We start from the raw sequence: 19,612 nt of genomic DNA, 5'->3' as shown, positions 1-19,612 counted from the left end.
TTCGTCGTGCGGCCGGACGACCCCGTGTCAGGCGGGCGTACCGTCGGACAGCCCGCGGCGGAGGGCAAGGACTCTGTGCCGCTGGTTCGCAACGGTCGACGGCATGTCGGCGACGAGCCTGGCGACCGCCTCGTCATCCAGGAGCGCGGCGATCGATCCGGCCTCCTGGTCGAGGAGCTCGGCCATGCCGCGCCCGAGCCGGTGGATCGACGCGAGCTCGGGGTCGAAGTCGTACGACTCCAGGACCGCCACGTCGTCGTACGAGGCGTCGAGGATTGGGCCGCTCGTCTGCCAGTCGAGGATCGTCTGCAGATCGACGGCGTCGCGTCGGGTCTCCAGCCGTCGTTCGGACCACGCGCACAGCTTCAGGACGGTCAGCCCGGCGACGGTGGGGACCAGCACCTCGAGCCCACCGGGGAGCAGCACGGTCTCAGCCTTGGCGTGCGCCTCACGGAGCCCGAGCGCGCTCATGCGCGTCCCGTCACCCCAGTCGAGCACGCGCCCGCGCGTCTCGACCCCGCCGAAGGGGACGACGTCGAGCGGGACACCGGACACGCGGAACCTGTGCCGTGCGCGACCGTCGGGGGTCAGATGCGAGGCCATCGTCCGGAATGCGGCCCAGGACGCGACGGCGACCGCGACGTCGACGTCACGGGTCGCACGTGCGGGCTGCGTGCCGACCGTCGCCGCGGCCAGGATGTCGCGTGCGGTGGCGCCGACGACCATCAGCGGGACGCTGTGGCGGTCAGCGAGCGGCTGGATCTCGGCCAGCACCAGCGCGGCGATCCCGAGGCTAGGTTCGGTCGAGCTCGACAAGTCGATCATCGACAGCCCTGATCCTCTCTGCGTGCTCGCGCTGCCGCGGATCGCCCGACGACACCAGGTCGGCGTAGACGAGCGGTGACGAGACCATGCCCGCGGAGTCGTCCGGCACGCGCCAGAAGCGTCGCCGGAGGCGAACCGGTCCGTCGTCGTCGGGCCGCAGCCGGAAGGCGGCGACGAGTGAAGCAGGTACGGCGTCGACGTAGAAGGTGGCAGTCGCCGGTCGCAGGTGGTCGTCGATGCGGGAGGCCGCCAACTCGCCGCCGAGCTGTGCGCCGTGGCCGAGGAGGGCGTGCTCGAGCGCGTCGGCCCGGCCGGTGTCCGGCAGGGCGAACGAGCCGAGCTCCAACTTGCGTGCCAGGTTCACGGTGTAGGACTCGGCCCAACGGTCGAGGAGCTCACCGGCGCGGTTCAGGGCGGTGTCCTGTCCGGAACCGACGACGTACCCGGCGTCGGACAGTGCGCCGATCACCGAGTGCACGGTGCCGATCGACGCCCCGCTGGCGGCCGCGATCTCACGCACGGGCCGACCGACGAGGTCCTTCCACGCCAGGAGGGCGAAGACCACCTGTGCTCCTGAGCGGGTGAACGCCCTGGATGCCGTGGGGTCCTTGCGCGGCGGAGCGGGCGTCGCGGGCCGTTGCCCGAGCACGTCGAGCGACATCCCGTCCCACGCGAGGCTCACGTTCCCCGCCGCGTCGACGAACGCCACACCGCGCTTGCGCAGCACCTCGGCGGCGGCTGTAGGCACGTAGGGGGCGACGACCAGGACGGGTAAACCCCCGGGGAGCGGCAGGGCGGTGGCGCGCTGACGGTCGACCTGGCCGAGCTTGACGAGGGTCGGGAAGCGCGCGGAGCCGCGTGTGCCGGCGTCGAGCGTGAGGACCGCGTCGAACCGGGCGGGGACGTCGCCCTCGCGCAGCGCGCGGATCTCCCACCGCGCGAGGACGTCGATCGCCGCGTCCAGCAGGCTGTTCACTCTGTGATCGTGTTCATTTCCGGTGAACATGCGTCAAGTTTGAACGACTTCGAACGCCCGTGCAAGGTGCGACCGAGGCCGCTGCCGATCGTCCGGGACGAGCCCCGCGCGTCAGAAGACCTGGCGGAGGTTGGCGCGGGTGAGGTCGAGGAGCTCGTCGCCGCGGCCTGAGAGCAGGGTGCGGAGCGCGTAGAGCGCGAAGCCCTTGGCCTGGTCGAGCTTGACCGACGGCGGGATGGTGAGCTCCTGCCGCTCGGTGACGACGTCGATCAGCGCGGGCCCGTCGTAGGCGAACGCCTCCTTCAGCGCCCCGCGCAGGTCGGCGGACGCGTCGACGCGGAACGCCTTGAGCCCGGCGGCCTCGGCGATCGCGGCGAAGCTCGGGTTCTCGAGGTCGGTGGCGTTGGTGACGAAGCCGGCGGCCTTCATCTCGAGCTCGACGAAGTTGAGGGACGCGTTGTTGAACACGACGACCTTCACGGGCAGACGGTTCTGGGTCAGCGTCAGGAGCTCGCCGAGGAGCATCGCGACGCCGCCGTCACCGGAGAGCGCGACGACCTGACGGCCGGTCGCGGCGGCGGCACCGACGGCCTGGGGGAGCGCGTTGGCCATCGATCCGTGGATGAAGGACCCGATGAGCGAGCGGCGGCCGTTCATGCGCAGGTAGCGGGCGGCCCAGATGACGGGGGAGCCGACGTCGGGGATGAAGACGGCGTCGTCGGCGGCGAGCTCGTCGATCACGCGGGCGACGTACTGCGGGTGCAGCGGCTGCGTGCCCTTGCGCGGGGTGGCGAGGTCGTCGAGCTTGGTGCGCGTCTTGGCGTAGTGCGCGAGGGCCTCGTCGAGGTGCTCGCGGTCGGCCTGCTGCGGGAGCAGGGGGAGGAGCGCGTCGACGGTCTCGGCGACGTCCCCGACGAGGCCCAGGGCGAGCGGCGTGCGGCGGCCGAGGTGCTCGCCGCGCAGGTCGATCTGGAGGACCTTCGCCTTCTCGGGGATGAACGCCCGGTAGGGGAAGTCGGTGCCGAGCATGATCAGCGTGTCGGCGGCCTCCATCGCCTTGTACCCGGAGGCGAAGCCCAGCAGGCCGGTCATGCCGACGTCGTAGGGGTTGTCGTGCTCGACGAACTGCTTGGAGCGCAGGGTGTGCACGACGGGCGCGGCGAGCGTGCCCGCCAGTGCGACGACCTGGTCGTGGGCGTGCTCGGCGCCGGCTCCCGCGAGGATCGTCACGCGCTTGGCGTCGTTCAGGAGCGCGGCCGCCTCGTCGAGCTCGGACGACGACGGCAGCACGCGCGGGCGCGTCGCGCGGACCGGGGTCGCGGTGGTGTCGAGCGCCTCGGACAGGGCGATGTCGCCGGGGATCACGACGACGGCCACGCCGCGCTTCTCGAGCGCGGTCTGGATCGCGGTGCGCAGGATGCGCGGCATCTGGGTGGGCGACGAGACGTACTCGGAGTAGACCGACGCCTCGCGGAACAGCTCCTGCGGGTGCGTCTCCTGGAAGTAGCCGCTGCCGATCTCCTCGGTGGGGATGTGCGCGGCGATCGCCAGGACGGGGACGCGCGAGCGCTGCGCGTCGTAGAGGCCGTTGATGAGGTGCAGGTTGCCCGGGCCGGCGCTGCCGACCGCGACGGCGAGCTCGCCCGTGAGGGCGGCCTCGGCCCCGGCGGCGAACGCGGCGGCTTCCTCGTGGCGCACGTGCACCCAGTCGATGCCGGAGCCGCGCAGCGCGTCCGTGAAGCCGTTGAGCGAGTCCCCGGGGATGCCGTACACGCGCTTCACGCCCGTGGCGACGAGGGTGTCGACGATGTTCTTGGCGACGGTGGTCATGGTCCTTCTCTCGGTGGTGGTGTCGTCGCGGAGGTCAGGACGCGGCGGTGGGTGCGGTGGTCGGCGCGGCGACGGCCGGCCAGACGAGGTCGCAGACCTGGCGGGCGAGGTCGTCGTCGAGCGGGGCGTGGCCCCAGACGAGCCGGTGGTAGACGGGGGCGAACAGCACGTCGACGACGAGCGTGGTGTCGACGTCGGCGCGGACGCCGCCCTGCTGGACGCCGCGCTCCAGGTGGTGCGCCGCGGTCGCGCGGCGTGGTTCGAGCCAGCGCTCGAGCATCGCGACGCCGACGGCCCGGTCGCTCGCGGCCGCCGCGAGGAGCTGGCGGACGAGCTGCCCGGCGGGGGTGTCGCGCAGCAGCGTGACGAGGGCGTCGACCTGGAGCGTCAGCGCCTCGCGGACGGGGAGCGCGTCGTCGAACTCGATGCTCTCGTGGAACCGGTCGAGCAGCCCTTCGGCGAGCACCGCGGCCGGTGACGGCCACCACTTGTAGATCGTCGTCCGGGAGACGCCGGCGCGCGACGCGACCGCGTCGATCGTCGGGACCCGGCCGCCCTCGAGCGCGAGGTCGGTCGCGGCGTCGAGGATCGCGTGCCGGGTCCGCTCGGAGCGGGGGCGTCCGGCGCGCGGTGCCGTCGAATTACTGGACACGTTGTCCACTATAAGCCGGTGTCGTGCGTACGGCGCGCCGACGTGGTCGACGTCACGACACCCCGACGACGGTGCCCCCGGAGCGCCACGTCGGCGCAGGCACGCGGCAGGCACGCGCACCCGCGCCGGACGTGCCAAGGTGCACTCGAGAGCGACGACGACGAGGAGACTTCGATGCCCGACGCACCGGTCCCGTTCGAGGTCCACGAGTCGGGCGCCTACCTGCACGGCACCAAGGCCGACCTGGACGTGGGGTCGTTGGTCGAGACCGGTCGACGGTCGAACTACGGCGTGGGCCGCGCCGCCGGGTTCGTCTACGTCACGCAGACGCTCGACGCCGCGACCTGGGGTGCCGAGCTCGCCGCGGGCGAGGGACGCGGGCGGATCTACGTGGTCGAGCCGACCGGCGCCCTGGAGGACGACCCGAACGTCACCGACCAGCGCTTCCCGGGGAATCCCACGCGGTCGTACCGCACGCGCGAGCCTGTGCGTGTCGTCGGGGAGATCGTCGACTGGGTCGGGCACCCGCCCGAGCAGCTGGCGACCATGCGCGCGCACCTCGACGAGCTCGACCGGCAGGGCGTCGAGGCGATCGAGGACTGACGCCGCACGCCGCGTGACATCGCCCCGGGCGGCCGCAGGTCGGGCCGATGGTCCCGGACCGCGGCACCCCCTGCGTCACTAGCGTCGAGACGACGACTCGGGGTGGAGCGACCATGACCAGCATCAAGGAAGCAGCCGACACGTTCCTGGACTCCCGGCGCATCGCCGTCACGGGCGTCTCCAGGACACCGGAGAGCCACGGCGCGAACGTCGTGTACCGACGCCTGCGGGAGGTCGGGTACGAGGTGTTCGCGGTCAACCCGAACGCGACCAGCGTCGAGGGCGACCCCGCGTACGACACCCTGGGCGCGATCCCGGGCGGCGTCGACGCGGTCGTCGTCGCGACCCGGCCCGAGCACGCCCGGGCGACCGTGCAGGAGGCGATCGACCTCGGCGTCGGGCAGGTGTGGATGCACCGCTCGGTGGACCGCGGCAGCGTCGACGACGACGCCACGCGGCTCGGTCGCGAGCACGGGCTCACCGTCATCGACGGCGGTTGCCCGCTCATGTACGGGCGGGCCGCGGACCGCGGTCACCGCGTGATGTGCCGCCTCATGACGCTCACGCGACGGGTCCCGCGCGAGGTCTGAGCGCAGGTCAGCTGGCGTCGAGGGACAGTCGGACCCCGTCGTCCTGCTCGCCGACGTACAGCGACCAGGTCACGCCGTCGACGACCTTGGTCCAGGTCACCGAGCCGTCCGTCGCGCTCGGGTCCGACCAGCCGGAGTCCTCGGCGCTCGCCGTCAGCGCGGCGACGACGTCGGTCGCCGTGGTGCCGTCCTCGGGCACGAGCGTCTTCGCCGCCTTCGCGACGACGCGCTGGCCGAGCGACGAGCCGCCGTCGCGCGTCACGACGTCCTGCACGGTCGTGCCGGGCACCGCGAGCGTCCACACCGGTTCCGACTGCAGCCGCGCGAGCGTCCCGTCGCCCGACGAGCACGCCACGAGCGCTGCGAGCGCGAGGACGGCGACGACCGTCGCGGTCACGCGGCGCCACGTGGCGTGCACTCAGTCCTCCTGACGACGTGTCCGTCGGGCCGCCGCGGCCGCCCCGAGGACGGTCAGGGCGCCGACGGCCACCGCCAGCATGGCCCAGCGGAGGACCTCGCCGGCGTCGGAGCCCGTCGTGGCGAGCGGAGACGACCCGGACGGCCCAGCGGCCAGCACCTCCGAGTCCGGCTCGGGGCTCGCGGACAGGGCCGGCGGGGCGACGGGGCCGCCCGGCGTCGGCGCGCCCGTCGGAGGAGCGGTCGGCGACACCGGCCCGGACACGGGCCGCACCCCGAAGCCGACGGCCTCGACGCCGGCACCCACGCCGGACAGGACGACCGACTCGAGCGACGTCCCGACGACCGTCCCGCCTGCGGTGCCGGCACCCGACGCCGCGACGGGCGCACCGGACCGGGCCGAGACGGCCCCCGCCGCGCGCAGCACGTACGTGCCGGGCAGCAGGCCGGTGACCGACCACGAGCCGTCGGCGGTGCTGACCGCACCCGCCGTGACGGGTGCCCCGCCGGCGTCGGTCCCCGTGAGGGTCACCGTCACGCCCGCCGCAGGAGCGTCGCCCGCCTCCCGGAGGCCGTCGCCGTCGGCGTCCTCGAACACCACGCCGGAGACCGTCGACGACGCCACCGCTCCCGGGTCGTCGGCCTCGAACACCACGACCTCCGGGTCCGTCTCCAGGACGAACGGCGAGGGGTCGCACGCGTCGCCGACGCCGTCGCCGTCGTGGTCCTCCTGACCCGGGTCGGCCACCGTCGGGCAGACGTCGACGTCCGCAGGCGTCTCGTCGCCGTCGTCCGTGATCGCGAGCGGTGTCGTCGCGATGCTCGCGCGGCCCGCGGAGTCGGTGACCCGGACCGCGAGGTACGCGTCGACGAGCGCGCCGAACGTGTGCTCGAGCGTCGGGGTCGACGTCGTCACGTCGTACGAGCCGTCGCCGTCGAGGTCCCACTCGAACGAGACCAGGTCGCCGGTCGTCGCGTACGAACCGCGTGCGTCCAGGCGCAGCGTGTCGCCGACGCGCGCCACGTACGGTCCCTGGACCCATGCGTACGGCTTGTCCATCGCGGTCGAGATGGTGTCCAGGAGGGTCTCGGCGACGTCGAGCGACGTCGTGGTCGACCCGCCCGTCCCGGCGGCGACGGCCTCGACGCTCGGCGCGAACGCACCCGTGCCCACGTCGATCGGGTAGACCTCGACCGGGTCGACCGCGAGCGCGTTCGCGATCACCGTCGCGGACGTGAGGCCGCTCATCGGCTCAGGGTCGTGCCCGGGCGCGTCGCTGATCGGGATCAGGACCTTCTTGACGCCCGGCCGCCACGGCAGGTCGATCGCGGCCTGCATGCCGGACAGCGCGGTCTCGGGCCAGTCCCCGCCGCCGTCCGCCACCATGCCCGCGAGCGCGGTGCGGATCGCGTCGGGGTCGGACGTGAACGGCAGGTCGACGCGCGCGGCGTAGTCACCGTCCCAGCCGGTGTAGACGGGGTCGTCCCGGAAGGTGACGAGTGCGAACCGGTACGAGCCGGAGCTCGCCGCGAGGTGGTCGACCATGCGCGTCGCGGTGTCCTTCACCGACTGCAGGACCCAGTCCATCGACCCGGTCGTGTCGATCGCGAACACGAGGTCGATGCTCCCCGCCGACGCCGACGGGACGCGCCCCGGGACGCTCGACGACCGCAGCAGCGTCGACTCCTCGTAGTGGCCCTTCGTCGTGGGGTGGTACCACTCGGCCATCGTCACCGAGTCGAACTCGTGGATCCACCGGTCGTCGTTGCGGTTCGTCGCCGACGGGTCGGGCTCGTGCCCCGCGAAGTGCTCCTTGACCGTGTCGACGTAGGACACGAACGGCCTCCCCGCGGCCGTGTTGGCCCGCGCGACGGCGGCCCGCTGCGCCGCGTCACCCTCGTCGCCCAGCGCGCGCACCTCGTGCCCGATGTCGTAGGTGTCGCCGGACACGAACGGCAGCCGGTCGCGCAGGCTGCGCAGCACGAACGAGTCCGTGTTCGACAGGTACGGGTAGGAGAGCAGGACGACCTTCGCGTCCGGACGCATCCGGTCGCGCAGGCGGCCCAGGAGGTCCGTCAGGTCGTCCTCGAGCTGGCCGATCCCGGCGCGCGCGTCCGTGACCTTCTCCCGGCAGTCGCCCGGGTCGCGGAAGCCGACCGCGAAGCACTGCTTCACGATGTCCGCGAAGCCCAGGTCGTTGCCGCCCATCGTGAAGACCACGACGTCGGTGTCCCGGCCGACCGCCTCGATCTGGGCGCGCAGGTACCGCTGGCAGTCCACCGCGAACGTGCCGCGCACCGTGTCCCAGATCGCGACCGAGTACTCGAAGTACTCCTCGTCGACGTACTTCGTCGAGCAGACCTTCGCGGCCTTGGCCGCCGCGAGGCCCTCCTCCTGGGTCCGCCCGATCGTCCCGCCCGGCACGTAGGCCAGGTGCGAGTCCATCTTGCGGTCGCTCAGCACGTTCTGGGACACCGCGCCCGAGCATGCACGCGTCACGAACGTGACGTGGTTGCCCTGGTCCGCCAGCCACTCGCTGTACTCCGCGGCCCAGCTGTCGTGCGACCGGTAGCAGTCCGCCGGCCCGTAGTACGCGCCCGCACCGTTGCCTGCCGAGTACGAGTCGCCGATCTGCACGACCTTGATCGCGTCGCCCGTCGGCGCCGCCTGCGCGGGTGCGAGCCCCACCGCGACCAGGAGCGAGGCCGCGACGGCGGCGAGGGTCACCGCAGCCGTGGCGCGGTGGAGGAGCAGGCGTCGCGGACGCATCGGGGGCCTTTCGCAGGGGAGTGGAGCAGCCGCGACGCTAACGCCCGATCTGTCCGGTTTCGGACGAGACGGGCGATCGTCACCCGTCCGCCGGGGGACATCACCCGCGCGGCCCCGCACCCTGGTGCCGACCTTCCCGGCGCGGGTGTCGGGGCGGCCCCAGGCCCGACCCTCGTCGCGGGGCCTTCCGATGCCGGCCTCCCGGCCGGGCGGCCGATCGCTAGGACGTGGGGGCCAGCTCGCGCCAACGGGCTCGGGCAGAGTCGTGGTGCCGCGCCACGAGGTCCTCGGACGGCAGAAGGCCGTCGGGGACGGAGATCGCCACGTCGTCGAGCGACCGGAGCCGCTCGTGCCTGTCGAGGAGGGCGGGTGCGACGCGCGATCTCCAGGTCGCAGGGTCAAACGTCAGGAGCAGGCGGTCGAAGAGGCGATGGACGTCCGCGCGCAGCAGCAACCCGCCGTCGTCGTCGTGCTCGGGGCGCTCGGCGAACGTGTAAAGGTGCGCCGCGTCGAGCACCGGTTCCGGCTGCGTGCCGGTGACAGCGCAGACCGAGCCGTAGCGGTCCAGCAGGTGTCGACGGAACTGCTGCTGGCCGATCCGGCGCCGGACGACGGCCTCGACGAGACCGCCCTGGATCGCGAGGGGGCCGCGGAGGATCTGCGCGTGCACAGCTCCCTCGCCGGACGACTGGTACTCGAGGAACGCCAGGGTGGAGGACGGGTCGAGTCGCCGGATGGCGTTCTGCTGATCCTTGCCGGTGTAGAGCCCGTCGAGCGAACGCAGCGGTGCCGGTGACTCGAACGGCATCCACCATGCCCCGTAATGAGCGACGTACGCGGTCACGTGTTTCGGGACCACGACCGGTTCGTCGAACGTGTGTCCGCAGTCGTTGCAGCGGAAGCGCGGGAGCGCTTTCGCGCGCTGAGCCAGGCCGGAGCGACCGCACCGCGGGCACCGGAGCATCGGCTTCTCGGCCGCGCGTGTCTCGATGTCGTCGACCGTCCCGAAACCCAGGACCAGCTGACGGTCGCGGACCACCAGGATGTCGCCGACGCGGACCTGCTTGTGGTTCACGACGTTCGAGTCGTAGGCGTAGCTGCGGCCCAGCTCGTCCGCGTACGGCATGCCGAGCAGCTCCTCGGCGGCGTTCGTGAAGCAGCTCCAGGCGGCGCGTTCGGGCGAGGTCACGGCGACCTCCATGTCCCGAGCCGGCTCCCGCGCACGGTCCGAGCTCAGCAGACCCGGGCGCTCCGATCAAGAGCCATGCCCGCTGCTCCACCGGTTGCGGCGTGCCGTAGGCGCCGCTGGCGGGCTCCGCGGCGTCAGACGCGAGGCTCCGGGCGGTTCGGGTCGGTGCGGGTGCCGTTGTCGGTGCGGACGTCCGGGTCGATGCGGTCGGCCTGGCCGAGGCGCTCGTCGAGCTCGGCGCGGGCGTCGGTGGCCTCGCTCGCGCGGGCGCGGGCCTCGTTCTGCATCGCGGCGGCGTCGGCGGCGCGCGCGTCGGCCTCGGCCTGGGCGAGGCGTGCCTGGGCGTCGATGCGCGCGGCCTCGGCCTCGCGGCGCTGGACCTCGACCTGGTGGGCGGCCGCCTCCTCGCGGATCTTCTGGGCGCGGGCGCGGTCGGCCTCGACCTTGCGGGCGCCGCGGCGCCGGCTCAGGACGACGGCGACCACGACCAGGAGCAGGACGGCGACGATCGCGACGATGATCCAGCCGGTGGTGTCCATGGTGGTACCTCCTCGAGGAGACCGGTCCTGGCATTGGACTGCCGTCCGGGTCGGGTCGCAACCGGGGCGAGGCCGACCGCGCGGCGACCGGCTGGACGGCCGCTGGGGGGTGCCGCCGTCCAGCCGGAGCCCGCTCGGCGCTTCGCCCCGGCGGGGCGGCCGCGGTCAGGTGCGGTCGCGGAGCAGCAGGAGCGCCTCGCCCTGGCCCCCGCCGCCGCACAGCGCGACGGCCGCGCGTCCGGAACCGCGGCGGGCGAGCTCGAGGGCGGCGTGGCCGGCGAGGCGGGCTCCGGACGCGCCGATGGGGTGGCCCAGCGCGATCGCGCCGCCGTGCAGGTTGGTGCGTTCGAGCGGGTAGTCGAGGTCGGCCAGGGACTGCGCGACGACCGAGCCGAAGGCCTCGTTGATCTCGACGAGGTCGAGGTGGCCGACGTCCCACCCGGCGCGCTTCACGGCGGCCTCGATCGCCCGTGCGGGCTGGGAGTGCAGCGACGTGTCGGGGCCGGCGACCTGGCCCCACGCGCCGACGGTGCACAGGACCGGCCAGCCGCGGGACTCGGCGACGTCGCGCGCGGCCACGACGACGGCGGCGGCGCCGTCCGTCAGTGGTGACGCGTTGCCGGCGGTGATCGTGCCGTCGGGCGCGAACGCGGGGCGCAGGGCACCGAGGGACTCGATCGTCGTCGTGGGGCGGATGCCCTCGTCGGCGTCGACGGTGACGGGGTCGCCGCGGCGCTGCGGGACGGGGACGGGCACGATCTCCTCCGCGAAGACGCCCGACGTCACCGCGGCGGCGGCGCGAAGGTGGCTCGCGAGCGCGACCTCGTCCTGGGCGAACCGCGTGATGCCGAGCGCCGCGTTGCCACGCTCGGTCGACGCGCCCATGGACTCGCCGTCGAAGGCGTCGGTCAGGCCGTCCCGCGCGAGGGAGTCGACGGCGGTGATGTCGCCGTACGTCCAGCCGCGGCGGGAGCCGGGCAGCAGGTGCGGCGCGAGGCTCATCGACTCCTGGCCGCCCGCGACGACGACGTCGGCCTCGTCGCAGCGGATCAGGCGGGCCGCGTCGATGATCGCGGTGAGGCCCGAGAGGCACACCTTGTTCACGGTGGTCGCCGGGACCGTCCAGGGCAGGCCGGCGAGGTGCGCCGCCTGGCGCGCGGGGTTCTGGCCCGAGCCCGCGAGGACGACCTGGCCCATGAGGACGGCGTCCACGGCGGTCGGGCGGATGCGCGCGCGCTCGACGGCGCCGCGGATGGCGGCCGCGCCGAGCTCGGCCGCGGTCAGGGTGGACTGGGCTCCGCCCAGGCGCGTCATGGGCGTGCGGGCGAACGAGACGAGCACCGCGTCGCGACCGGTCATGTCAGCACCATCTCCCGCACGTCGTCGCTGGTCAGCAGGGGGACCGCGGAGGTCGCGGCCACGACGTCGGACACGCTGACGCCGGGCGCGCACTCGCGCAGCAGCAGGCCGTCCGGGGTCACGTCGAGGACGGCGAGGTCGGTGATGATCCGGTCGACGACGCCCACGCCCGTCAGGGGCAGCGTGCACGACGGCAGGATCTTCGCGGAGCCGTCGCGCGCGACGTGCTCCATGAGGACGACGATCCGGCGGGCGCCGTGCACGAGGTCCATCGCGCCGCCCATGCCCTTGACCATCTTCCCGGGGATCATCCAGTTGGCGATGTCACCGCCCGCGGAGACCTGCATCGCGCCCAGGACCGCGACGTCGACCTTGCCGCCGCGGATCATGCCGAACGACGTCGCCGAGTCGAAGAACGACGCCCCCGGCGAGAGCGTGATGGTCTCCTTGCCGGCGTTGATGAGGTCGGGGTCGACCTCGTCGTCGGTCGGGTAGGGGCCGACGCCGAGCACGCCGTTCTCGGACTGCAGCACGACCTCGACGCCCGGCGGCAGGTGGTTCGGGACGAGCGTCGGCAGGCCGATGCCGAGGTTCACGTAGGCGCCGTCGGGCAGCTCGCGGGCGGCGCGTGCCGCCATCTGCTCACGTGTGAGGGTCACGACGCACCTCCGGCCCGCAGCGTCCGCCGCTCGATGCGCTTGTCCGCGGCCTCGGCCTGCGTGAGCGGGACGACGCGGTCGACGAAGACGCCGGGCAGATGGATCGCGTCGGGGTCGAGCTCACCGACGGGCACCAGGTGCTCGACCTCGGCGATCGCGACGCGACCGGCGGCCGCGCAGAGCGGGTTGAAGTTCCGGGCCGACCGGTGGAAGACGAGGTTGCCCGCGTGGTCGCCTACCGCCGCGCGGACCAGCGCGAAGTCCGCGGTGATCGCCTCCTCGCGCACGTACTCGTGCTCCTCGCCGCGCATCGAGAACCGCTCGACGGGCTTGGGCGGTGACGCGACCGCCACGCCGCCTTCGGCGTCGTACCGCCAGGGCAGACCGCCCTCGGCGACCTGCGTGCCGACACCGGTGCGCGTGTAGAACGCGGCGATGCCGCTGCCGCCCGCGCGCAGCCGCTCGGCGAGCGTGCCCTGCGGGGTCAGCTCGACCTCGAGCTCGCCCGCGAGGTACTGGCGTGCGAACTCCTTGTTCTCGCCGACGTACGACGCGACGACCCGCCGCAGCCGCCGCTCCTGGAGCAGCAGCCCGAGGCCCCAGTCGTCGACGCCGCAATTGTTGCTCACGACCTCGAGGTCCTGCGTGCCGGCGTCGAGCAGCGCGCGGATCAGCACGCTCGGGATGCCGCACAGACCGAACCCGCCGACGGCGAGCGTCGCGCCGTCGGGGATGTCGGCCACCGCGTCGGCGGCCGAGCGGACGACCTTGTCCATCGTGCCCCTTCCCTCCAGAGGTCCCTGCTCCCGGTGCCGTCAGACCATCGCGAGCACCGACGCGGGCCGGGCGAGCACGCGGCCGACGTCGGCCAGGAAGCGCGACGCCTGCTCGCCGTCGACCACGCGGTGGTCGAACGAGACCGTGAGCGTGAGCACGTCGCGCAGCGCGACCGCGCCCTCGTGCTCCCACGGCTGCCGGCGGACCGCCCCCACCGCGACGATCGCCGACTGGCCAGGCACGAGGATCGGCGTGCCGCCGTCGACGCCGAAGACGCCCACGTTCGTGATCGTGAGCGTGCCGCCGGACAGGTCGGCGGGCGTGGTCGTGCCCGCGCGCGCCGACTCGGTCAGGGCGCGCAGCGCGTCGGCGAGGTCCGGCAGGCGCAGCGTGTCGGCCGCGTGGACGACCGGGACGAGCAGCCCGCGCGGCGTCGCGGCCGCGATGCCGAGGCCGACGTGCGCGTGCCGGACGATCTCGCCTGCGGGCTCGTCCCAGCGCGCGTTGAGGTCCGGGTGGTCGCGGACGGCGAGCGTCACGGCCTTGGCGACGAGCGCGAGGAGCGTGACGCGGTGGCCGTCCATCGCCCGGTCCGCGCGCAGGTCCGCGAGCAGCGCGGTCGTCGGCGTCACGTCGACGGTGAGGAACACGGACGCGTGCGGGGCGGTGAACGCGCTCGCGACCATCGCGGCCGCCGTCTGCTTGCGGACGCCCGTGACCGGGACCCGGACGTCGTCGTGCGACGGGGTCGTCGCCGCGCGTGCGGGGGAGGCGACGGCGGCGGACGACGACCGGTCGGGCACCCGCTCCGGCGACGACGTCCTCGCGGCCGTCGGGGGCGCGACCGAGACCGACGGAGTCCCCCGCGGGGGCGTCGTGCCGGTCGGGACGAGCGCGCGCAGGACGTCGTCGCGCGTGATCTGCCCCGACGGGCCTGTGCCCTGGACCCGCTCGAGGTGGACGCCGAGGTCGTGCGCGAGCTTGCGGACGGGCGGGGTCGGGCGCGGGGGAGCGGCGACGGTGCCGCCGGGCTCGCCGGCGACGACGGCGTCCGCCGGGTGCGCGTGCGTCCGGTCGTTGCCGTGGCCGTTCGTCGACGCGTGCGCCGCGAGCCAGGCCGCGGAGCGCGGTCGGCGGTGCGGCCGGGCCGACGCCTCGACGAGCGGGCCGTACCCGACGAGCACCGACGTCCGCTCGGGGACGGCCTGCGCGGCGGGCTCGGCAACCTCCGCCGACTCCGTCGCGGGCGCCCCGATGCGCGCAGCCGTCGCCGGCGCGAGCGGGGCGGTCGACCCGGCGGGGACGACGTCGGCCGCCGTCTCGGGCACGTGCGCCTCGGGCGCGGGGGCCACGTCGGGGGCCGCGTCGGCCGGGGTGGCCGACGGCGACCGGTCGCCGGTCGCGGCGGTGTCGGGTACGGCGATCGTCAGGAGCGGGCCGCCGACGGCGACCGTGGTGCCGGGTTCGACGAGCAGCGCCTCGACCACACCCGCCCACGGTGAGGGCAGCTGCACGAGCGCCTTCGCGGTCTCGACCTCGGCGACGACCTGGTTGAGCGTGACGGTGTCGCCGACGGCGACGAGCCACTCGACGAGGTCGGACTCCGTCAGGCCCTCGCCGAGGTCGGGCAGCGTGACGGTGCGGACCGTCCGGTCGGCGCTCATGACGCGCTCCCGACGGGTGCGGCACCGCGGGCGTGCTCGGCGTCGGCGACGGCGCTCTCGGGTGGCTCGTCGTCCGCCCGCACCGACGGGACGAACCCGCTGAGCGAGTGCGGCCGTCCGAGCACGCGGTCGACCGCGTCGAGGATCCGGTCGAGGTCGGGCAGGAAGTGCTCCTCGACCTTCGCGGGCGGGTAGGGGACGTCGAACCCGGTGACGCGCGCGACGGGGGCGGTGAGCACGTCCCAGCAGCGCTCGGTCACGGACGCGGCGATCTCCGCGCCGAGCCCGCCGCTGCGCTGCGCCTCGTGCGCGACGACGAGCCGCCGGGTGCGTCGGACGGACGCCTCGAGCGTGTCGAGGTCGAGCGGCGAGAGCGACCGCAGGTCGACGACCTCGACGGAGACGCCCTCGTCGCGGGCCGCGAGCGCCGCGTCGCGCGCCGTCAGCACGAGCGGGCCGTACGCGGCGACCGTGACGTCGTCGCCGGGCAGCACGACCCGTGCCCGGTCGAGCGGCAGCGCGTCGTCGAGCGACTCGTCGACGTCGCCCTTGACCCAGTATCGCCGCTTGGGTTCGAGCAGCACGACCGGGTCGTCGCACGCGACCGCCTGGCGCACCATCGCGTACGCGTCCTGCGGTCCGCCGGGGGAGACGACGCGCAGGCCCGGCGTGTGCGCGAAGTACGCCTCGGGCGACTCGGAGTGGTGCTCGACCGCACCGATGCCGCCGCCGAACGGGATGCGCACGGTGATCGGCATGCGCACGGCGCCGCCGGTCCGGTAGTGCAGGCGCGCGACCTGCGTGACGATCTGGTCGAACGCCGGGTACATGAACCCGTCGAACTGGATCTCGACGACGGGCCGGTAGCCGCGGTACGCGAGCCCGACGGCCACGCCCAGGATCCCGGACTCGGCGAGCGGGGTGTCGCGCACGCGGTCGGCGCCGAAGTCGCGCTGCAGCCCGTCGGTCACGCGGAAGACGCCGCCGAGGCGCCCGACGTCCTCGCCCAGCACGACGACGCGGTCGTCGTCGGCGAGCGCCCGGCGCAGCCCGGCGTTCAGCGCCCCGGCCAGCGTCATGGTGCTCATCGGACCGCCTCGTCGTCGAACATCGCGAGATAGGCGGCGTGCTCCTCGCGCTGGCGCCGCAGCGTCGCCGTGGGCTCGACCAGGACGTGGTCGAACAGGCTGAGCGGCGGTGGTGCCTCGAGGCCCAGGCAGCCCTCGCGCATGCGGTGCGCGAACTCCTCGGCCTTCTCCTTGACGTCGTGCGTGCGCTCCTCGGACAGGGCGCCGCGCTGGTGCAGGAGGCGCTCGACGCGCAGGATCGGGTCGCGCTCGGCCCACCTCGCGTGCACGGCGGTGTCGACGTAGCGCGTCGGGTCGTCCGACGTGGTGTGCGGGCCCTGACGGTAGGTGACCGCCTCGACGAACGTCGGGCCGTCGCCGCGGCGGGCGCGGTCGAGCGCGGCGCGCGTGACGGCGAGGACCGCGAGCACGTCGTTGCCGTCGACGCGCACGCTCGGGATCCCGTACCCGGGGGCGCGGTCGGCGAGCGGGCGGGTGGCCACCAGACCGACCGGCTCGGAGATCGCGAACTGGTTGTTCTGGCAGAAGAACACCACCGGGGCGGCGCCGCTCGCGGCGAACACCATCGCCTCGTGCACGTCGCCCTTGCTGGTCGCGCCGTCGCCGAAGTACGTGACCGCCGCCGCGTCCGAGCCGTCCATCCGGCAGCCGAGCGCGTAGCCCGTGGCGTGCACGGCCTGCGACGCGACGACGATCTGCGGCGTCGCCATGTGCAGCGCCCAGGGGTCCCAGCCGGACAGCGTGGTGCCGCGCCAGACGCGCACCAGGTCGGTCGGGTCCGCGCCGCGGCAGTACGCGACGCCGTTCTCGCGGTAGGAGCTGAAGACGAAGTCGTCGGGGCGCATCGCGCGGGCCGAGCCGACCTGCGCGGCCTCCTGGCCGATGAGCGGCGGCCACAGCCCGAGCTGCCCCTGCCGCTGGAGGGCCGTCGCCTCCACGTCGAACCGCCGCACGACGACCATGTCCTCGTACAGCGCGACGAGCGCGTCGTCGTCGACGTCGGCGACCCAGGGGTCGTGGACCGGGTCCTCGACCCGGTCGCCCGTGGTCGTCACGAGCCGGACGAGACCGTCGTCGGCGTCGCTGCCGTCGCCTGCTCGTGGTCGTGCGGGGCCGCTCGAGGACCCCGTCGTCCGCTGCTCCGCACCCTCCCGGGCATGCCCGGCTGACACATCTGAACGCAACATGTTCCGCTCCGTCGTCGGCGGAGCCGTGCTCTTGTGAAGCGGTGGCCCCATTGCCTGATGTCCCGCCAGGCTAGATCCGCAAGGGACCTTTCGCCTATCACCCGCGGTCGGTGCGCGCGCCGCCGGTCAGCCGGACGGGTGGCCGAGCGCGGCGAGCGCCATGCCCTCGAGGAGGGTCCGGGTGCGGGCCGGCGACAGGCCGCGCGCGCTGTGCGGCGTCGAGTTGAGCAGGCCGAACGTCGCCTGGGCACGCAGCCGCAGCTCGGGCCGGTCCGCGGTCGGGGAGAGGCGCGCGAGCACGTCGACCCACGCCTCGACGTAGCGGCGCTGCACCACCCGGACGGCCTCCTGGTCGGGCGCGGCGAGGGCCGCGAGATCGCGGTCCTGCACGCGGATGACGTCGGGTTCGGTGAGCGCGAAGTCGGCGTGGAAGCGGACGAGCGCGCGCAGCGCGTCGACGGGGTCGGGGGTGCGGTCGACGACGTCGCGGCCGCCGTCGAGCAGGCGCTCGCTGGTGCCGGCGAGCAGCGCGAGCAGCACGGCCTGCTTGCTGGGGAAGTGCCGGTAGACGGCAGGGCCGCGGACGCCGACGGCCGCGCCGAGGTCGTCGAGGGACACCCCGTCGAACCCGTGCCGCGCGAACAGGCGCGCGGCGGCGGCGAGGATCGCGTCCCGCCGCTCGGCCTTGGCCCGCCCCCGCGCGGTGGTGGGGGCGTCGTCGTCGACGGCGTGCCCGGACATCCGCCCTCCTGTCGTGGACAAGTCGCTGGTCGAACAGTAGCGTCATTTCAGTTAGCGATCGTTAACTCAAGGAGCGTCGATGGAGACCCTCCGGGCGGCGGCCGACCCGAGCGCCCCCGACCACGCGGCCAACGCCGCCGCGCAGCGTGCGCTCGTCGCCGACCTGCGCGACCGGCTCGCCACCGCGGCGCTCGGCGGTCCGCCCGCGTCGCGCGAGCGGCACGTCGCCCGCGGCAAGCTGCTCACGCGCGAGCGCATCGACGTGCTGCTCGACGAGGGCAGCCCGTTCCTCGAGGTCGCGCCGCTCGCCGCGCACGGCGTGTACGGCGACGACGCGCCCGCCGCCGGGGTCGTCGCGGGGATCGGGCTCGTCGCCGGGCGGCACGTCATGGTCGTCGCCAACGACGCGACCGTGAAGGGCGGCACGTACTACCCGCTCACGGTGAAGAAGCACCTGCGGGCGCAGGAGATCGCGCGCGAGAACCGGCTGCCGTGCGTCTACCTCGTCGACTCCGGCGGCGCGTTCCTGCCCATGCAGGACGAGGTGTTCCCCGACCGCGACCACTTCGGCCGGATCTTCTTCCACCAGGCGCGCATGTCCGCCGAGGGGATCCCGCAGGTCGCGTGCGTGATGGGCTCGTGCACCGCGGGCGGCGCGTACGTGCCGGCGATGTCCGACGAGACCGTCATCGTGCGGGGTCAGGGGACGATCTTCCTCGGCGGGCCGCCGCTCGTCCGGGCCGCGACGGGCGAGGTGGTGACCGCCGAGGAGCTCGGCGGCGGCGAGCTGCACGCCCGCACGTCCGGCGTGACCGATCACCTCGCCGAGGACGACGCGCACGCGCTCACCATCGTGCGCGACATCGTCGCGACCCTGCCGCGACCGACGACGACCGCGTGGGACGTGATCGAGGCGCACCCGCCGGCGGTCGCGCCCGACGACCTGTACGGCGTCGTCCCGACCGACCTGCAGACTCCCTACGACGTGCGCGAGGTGATCGCCCGGCTCGTCGACGGCTCCGCGCTGCACGAGTTCAAGCGCGAGTACGGCCAGACGCTCGTGACCGGGTTCGCACGGCTGCACGGGCACCCCGTCGGGATCGTCGCGAACAACGGCGTGCTGTTCAGCGAGTCCGCGCTCAAGGGCGCGCACTTCGTCGAGCTGTGCGACCAGCGCGGCGTCCCGCTCGTGTTCCTGCAGAACATCTCCGGGTTCATGGTCGGGCGCGACTACGAGGCCGGGGGGATCGCCAAGCACGGCGCGAAGATGGTGACCGCCGTCGCCACGACGCGCGTCCCCAAGCTGACCGTCGTGATCGGCGGGTCGTTCGGAGCCGGGAACTACTCGATGTGCGGGCGCGCGTACTCGCCGCGTTTCCTGTGGATGTGGCCCGGCGCGCGCATCTCCGTCATGGGCGGCGCGCAGGCCGCGTCGGTGCTCGCGACCGTCCGGCGCGACCAGGTCGAGGCTCGCGGCGGCACGTGGGACGCCGCCGACGAGGACGCCTTCCGCGCCACGCTCCGGACGCAGTACGAGACGCAGGGCAGCCCGTACTGGTCGACCGCGCGGCTCTGGGACGACGGCGTGATCGACCCGCTCGACACCCGCCGCGTGCTCGGCATGGCGCTCGACGTGTGCGCGACCGTCCCGCTCGACGCGCCCCGCCCCGCGCTGTTCCGGATGTGACGCCGTGACCACGACCGAACCCTCGGGCGCCACGACCGCGACCGCGTCGACGGCGACGG

18 protein-coding genes are annotated in these 19,612 nt (G+C 74.0%); 3 read left to right on the top strand and 15 right to left on the bottom strand.

The genetic code is table 11. The annotated features are described in order from the left end of the window. Positions 1–27: 27 nt before the first annotated feature. The 4 genes from KOV94_RS10525 to KOV94_RS10510 all read right to left on the bottom strand — a co-directional run bounded on the left by KOV94_RS10525 (position 28) and on the right by KOV94_RS10510 (position 4,283). Positions 28–825, bottom strand: coding sequence for a nucleotidyl transferase AbiEii/AbiGii toxin family protein (locus KOV94_RS10525; RefSeq protein ID WP_218052002.1), 798 nt, complete (start codon positions 823–825; stop codon positions 28–30). Next, positions 794–1,801: a type IV toxin-antitoxin system AbiEi family antitoxin gene (locus KOV94_RS10520; RefSeq protein WP_218052001.1), complete on the bottom strand. Its 1,008-nt coding sequence runs from the start codon at positions 1,799–1,801 to the stop codon at positions 794–796. The genes KOV94_RS10525 and KOV94_RS10520 overlap by 32 nt, the downstream gene beginning before the upstream one ends. Before the next feature lie 111 nt (positions 1,802–1,912). Further along, the gene (gene poxB, locus KOV94_RS10515) at positions 1,913–3,631 is read right to left on the bottom strand and encodes a ubiquinone-dependent pyruvate dehydrogenase (RefSeq protein ID WP_218052000.1); all 1,719 of its coding nucleotides are present in this window, start codon (positions 3,629–3,631) and stop codon (positions 1,913–1,915) included. Between the two features lie 34 nt (positions 3,632–3,665). Further along, entirely contained in the window at positions 3,666–4,283 is a 618-nt protein-coding gene (locus tag KOV94_RS10510; protein ID WP_308160483.1) for a TetR/AcrR family transcriptional regulator, read from the bottom strand. A 174-nt stretch (positions 4,284–4,457) separates the two neighbouring features. Between KOV94_RS10510 and arr the strand changes: the two genes are divergently transcribed. Both arr and KOV94_RS10500 read left to right on the top strand, forming a co-directional pair. Then, complete coding sequence (arr, locus tag KOV94_RS10505; protein ID WP_218051999.1) at positions 4,458–4,886, top strand: NAD(+)--rifampin ADP-ribosyltransferase; 429 nt, start codon at positions 4,458–4,460, stop codon at positions 4,884–4,886. A gap of 113 nt (positions 4,887–4,999) precedes the next feature. After that, positions 5,000–5,476, top strand: coding sequence for a CoA-binding protein (locus tag KOV94_RS10500; protein ID WP_218051998.1), 477 nt, complete (start codon positions 5,000–5,002; stop codon positions 5,474–5,476). A gap of 7 nt (positions 5,477–5,483) precedes the next feature. Here KOV94_RS10500 and KOV94_RS10495 read toward each other — a convergent pair whose 3' ends face one another. The 11 genes from KOV94_RS10495 to KOV94_RS10445 form a co-directional block, all read right to left on the bottom strand. Beyond that, positions 5,484–5,894: a hypothetical protein gene (locus KOV94_RS10495; protein ID WP_218051997.1), complete on the bottom strand. Its 411-nt coding sequence runs from the start codon at positions 5,892–5,894 to the stop codon at positions 5,484–5,486. Then, positions 5,895–8,663, bottom strand: coding sequence for a GDSL-type esterase/lipase family protein (locus KOV94_RS10490; protein WP_218051996.1), 2,769 nt, complete (start codon positions 8,661–8,663; stop codon positions 5,895–5,897). Between the two features lie 220 nt (positions 8,664–8,883). Then, positions 8,884–9,852, bottom strand: a complete 969-nt coding sequence (locus tag KOV94_RS21250) for an HNH endonuclease (protein ID WP_218051995.1) — start codon at positions 9,850–9,852, stop codon at positions 8,884–8,886. Between the two features lie 134 nt (positions 9,853–9,986). Further along, positions 9,987–10,391: a hypothetical protein gene (locus tag KOV94_RS10480; RefSeq protein WP_218051994.1), complete on the bottom strand. Its 405-nt coding sequence runs from the start codon at positions 10,389–10,391 to the stop codon at positions 9,987–9,989. A 165-nt stretch (positions 10,392–10,556) separates the two neighbouring features. Next, positions 10,557–11,750, bottom strand: coding sequence for an acetyl-CoA C-acetyltransferase (locus KOV94_RS10475; RefSeq protein WP_218051993.1), 1,194 nt, complete (start codon positions 11,748–11,750; stop codon positions 10,557–10,559). Then, positions 11,747–12,409 carry a CoA transferase subunit B gene (locus KOV94_RS10470; RefSeq protein ID WP_218051992.1) on the bottom strand — a complete coding sequence of 221 codons (663 nt, stop codon included), beginning with the start codon at positions 12,407–12,409 and terminating at the stop codon, positions 11,747–11,749. The genes KOV94_RS10475 and KOV94_RS10470 overlap by 4 nt, the downstream gene beginning before the upstream one ends. Further along, entirely contained in the window at positions 12,406–13,185 is a 780-nt protein-coding gene (locus KOV94_RS10465; protein ID WP_218051991.1) for a CoA transferase subunit A, read from the bottom strand. The genes KOV94_RS10470 and KOV94_RS10465 overlap by 4 nt, the downstream gene beginning before the upstream one ends. Before the next feature lie 39 nt (positions 13,186–13,224). Further along, on the bottom strand, positions 13,225–14,850 hold the full coding sequence (locus KOV94_RS10460; RefSeq protein ID WP_218051990.1) for a dihydrolipoamide acetyltransferase family protein: 1,626 nt from the start codon (positions 14,848–14,850) through the stop codon (positions 13,225–13,227). Beyond that, positions 14,847–15,938 carry an alpha-ketoacid dehydrogenase subunit beta gene (locus KOV94_RS10455; RefSeq protein ID WP_162351460.1) on the bottom strand — a complete coding sequence of 364 codons (1,092 nt, stop codon included), beginning with the start codon at positions 15,936–15,938 and terminating at the stop codon, positions 14,847–14,849. Before KOV94_RS10455 ends, KOV94_RS10460 begins: the two co-directional genes overlap by 4 nt. Then, the gene (pdhA, locus tag KOV94_RS10450; protein ID WP_218051989.1) at positions 15,935–17,125 is read right to left on the bottom strand and encodes a pyruvate dehydrogenase (acetyl-transferring) E1 component subunit alpha; all 1,191 of its coding nucleotides are present in this window, start codon (positions 17,123–17,125) and stop codon (positions 15,935–15,937) included. Before pdhA ends, KOV94_RS10455 begins: the two co-directional genes overlap by 4 nt. Before the next feature lie 126 nt (positions 17,126–17,251). Beyond that, positions 17,252–17,866, bottom strand: a complete 615-nt coding sequence (locus KOV94_RS10445) for an SACE_7040 family transcriptional regulator (RefSeq protein ID WP_218051988.1) — start codon at positions 17,864–17,866, stop codon at positions 17,252–17,254. 79 nt (positions 17,867–17,945) lie between these two features. On the opposite strand from KOV94_RS10445, the gene KOV94_RS10440 reads away from it, so the two are divergent. After that, positions 17,946–19,553, top strand: coding sequence for a carboxyl transferase domain-containing protein (locus tag KOV94_RS10440; RefSeq protein ID WP_218051987.1), 1,608 nt, complete (start codon positions 17,946–17,948; stop codon positions 19,551–19,553). Positions 19,554–19,612 lie beyond the last annotated feature (59 nt).

The sequence above is a fragment of the Cellulomonas algicola genome, from assembly GCF_019024305.1.
Taxonomy (GTDB): Bacteria; Actinomycetota; Actinomycetes; order Actinomycetales; family Cellulomonadaceae; genus Cellulomonas; species Cellulomonas algicola.
This window is presented reverse-complemented; position numbering and strand designations above follow the sequence as displayed.

What these genes read in the sequence shown, in the direction of transcription:
- KOV94_RS10525 (WP_218052002.1), bottom strand. Translation starts at nt 825, where the DNA reads ATGATCGACTTGTCGAGCTCGACCGAACCTAGCCTCGGGATCGCCGCG.
- poxB (WP_218052000.1), bottom strand. Translation starts at nt 3,631, where the DNA reads ATGACCACCGTCGCCAAGAACATCGTCGACACCCTCGTCGCCACGGGC.
- arr (WP_218051999.1), top strand. Translation starts at nt 4,458, where the DNA reads ATGCCCGACGCACCGGTCCCGTTCGAGGTCCACGAGTCGGGCGCCTAC.
- KOV94_RS10500 (WP_218051998.1), top strand. Translation starts at nt 5,000, where the DNA reads ATGACCAGCATCAAGGAAGCAGCCGACACGTTCCTGGACTCCCGGCGC.
- KOV94_RS10490 (WP_218051996.1), bottom strand. Translation starts at nt 8,663, where the DNA reads ATGCGTCCGCGACGCCTGCTCCTCCACCGCGCCACGGCTGCGGTGACC.
- KOV94_RS10480 (WP_218051994.1), bottom strand. Translation starts at nt 10,391, where the DNA reads ATGGACACCACCGGCTGGATCATCGTCGCGATCGTCGCCGTCCTGCTC.
- KOV94_RS10475 (WP_218051993.1), bottom strand. Translation starts at nt 11,750, where the DNA reads ATGACCGGTCGCGACGCGGTGCTCGTCTCGTTCGCCCGCACGCCCATG.
- KOV94_RS10465 (WP_218051991.1), bottom strand. Translation starts at nt 13,185, where the DNA reads ATGGACAAGGTCGTCCGCTCGGCCGCCGACGCGGTGGCCGACATCCCC.
- KOV94_RS10460 (WP_218051990.1), bottom strand. Translation starts at nt 14,850, where the DNA reads ATGAGCGCCGACCGGACGGTCCGCACCGTCACGCTGCCCGACCTCGGC.
- KOV94_RS10455 (WP_162351460.1), bottom strand. Translation starts at nt 15,938, where the DNA reads ATGAGCACCATGACGCTGGCCGGGGCGCTGAACGCCGGGCTGCGCCGG.
- pdhA (WP_218051989.1), bottom strand. Translation starts at nt 17,125, where the DNA reads ATGTTGCGTTCAGATGTGTCAGCCGGGCATGCCCGGGAGGGTGCGGAG.
- KOV94_RS10445 (WP_218051988.1), bottom strand. Translation starts at nt 17,866, where the DNA reads ATGTCCGGGCACGCCGTCGACGACGACGCCCCCACCACCGCGCGGGGG.
- KOV94_RS10440 (WP_218051987.1), top strand. Translation starts at nt 17,946, where the DNA reads ATGGAGACCCTCCGGGCGGCGGCCGACCCGAGCGCCCCCGACCACGCG.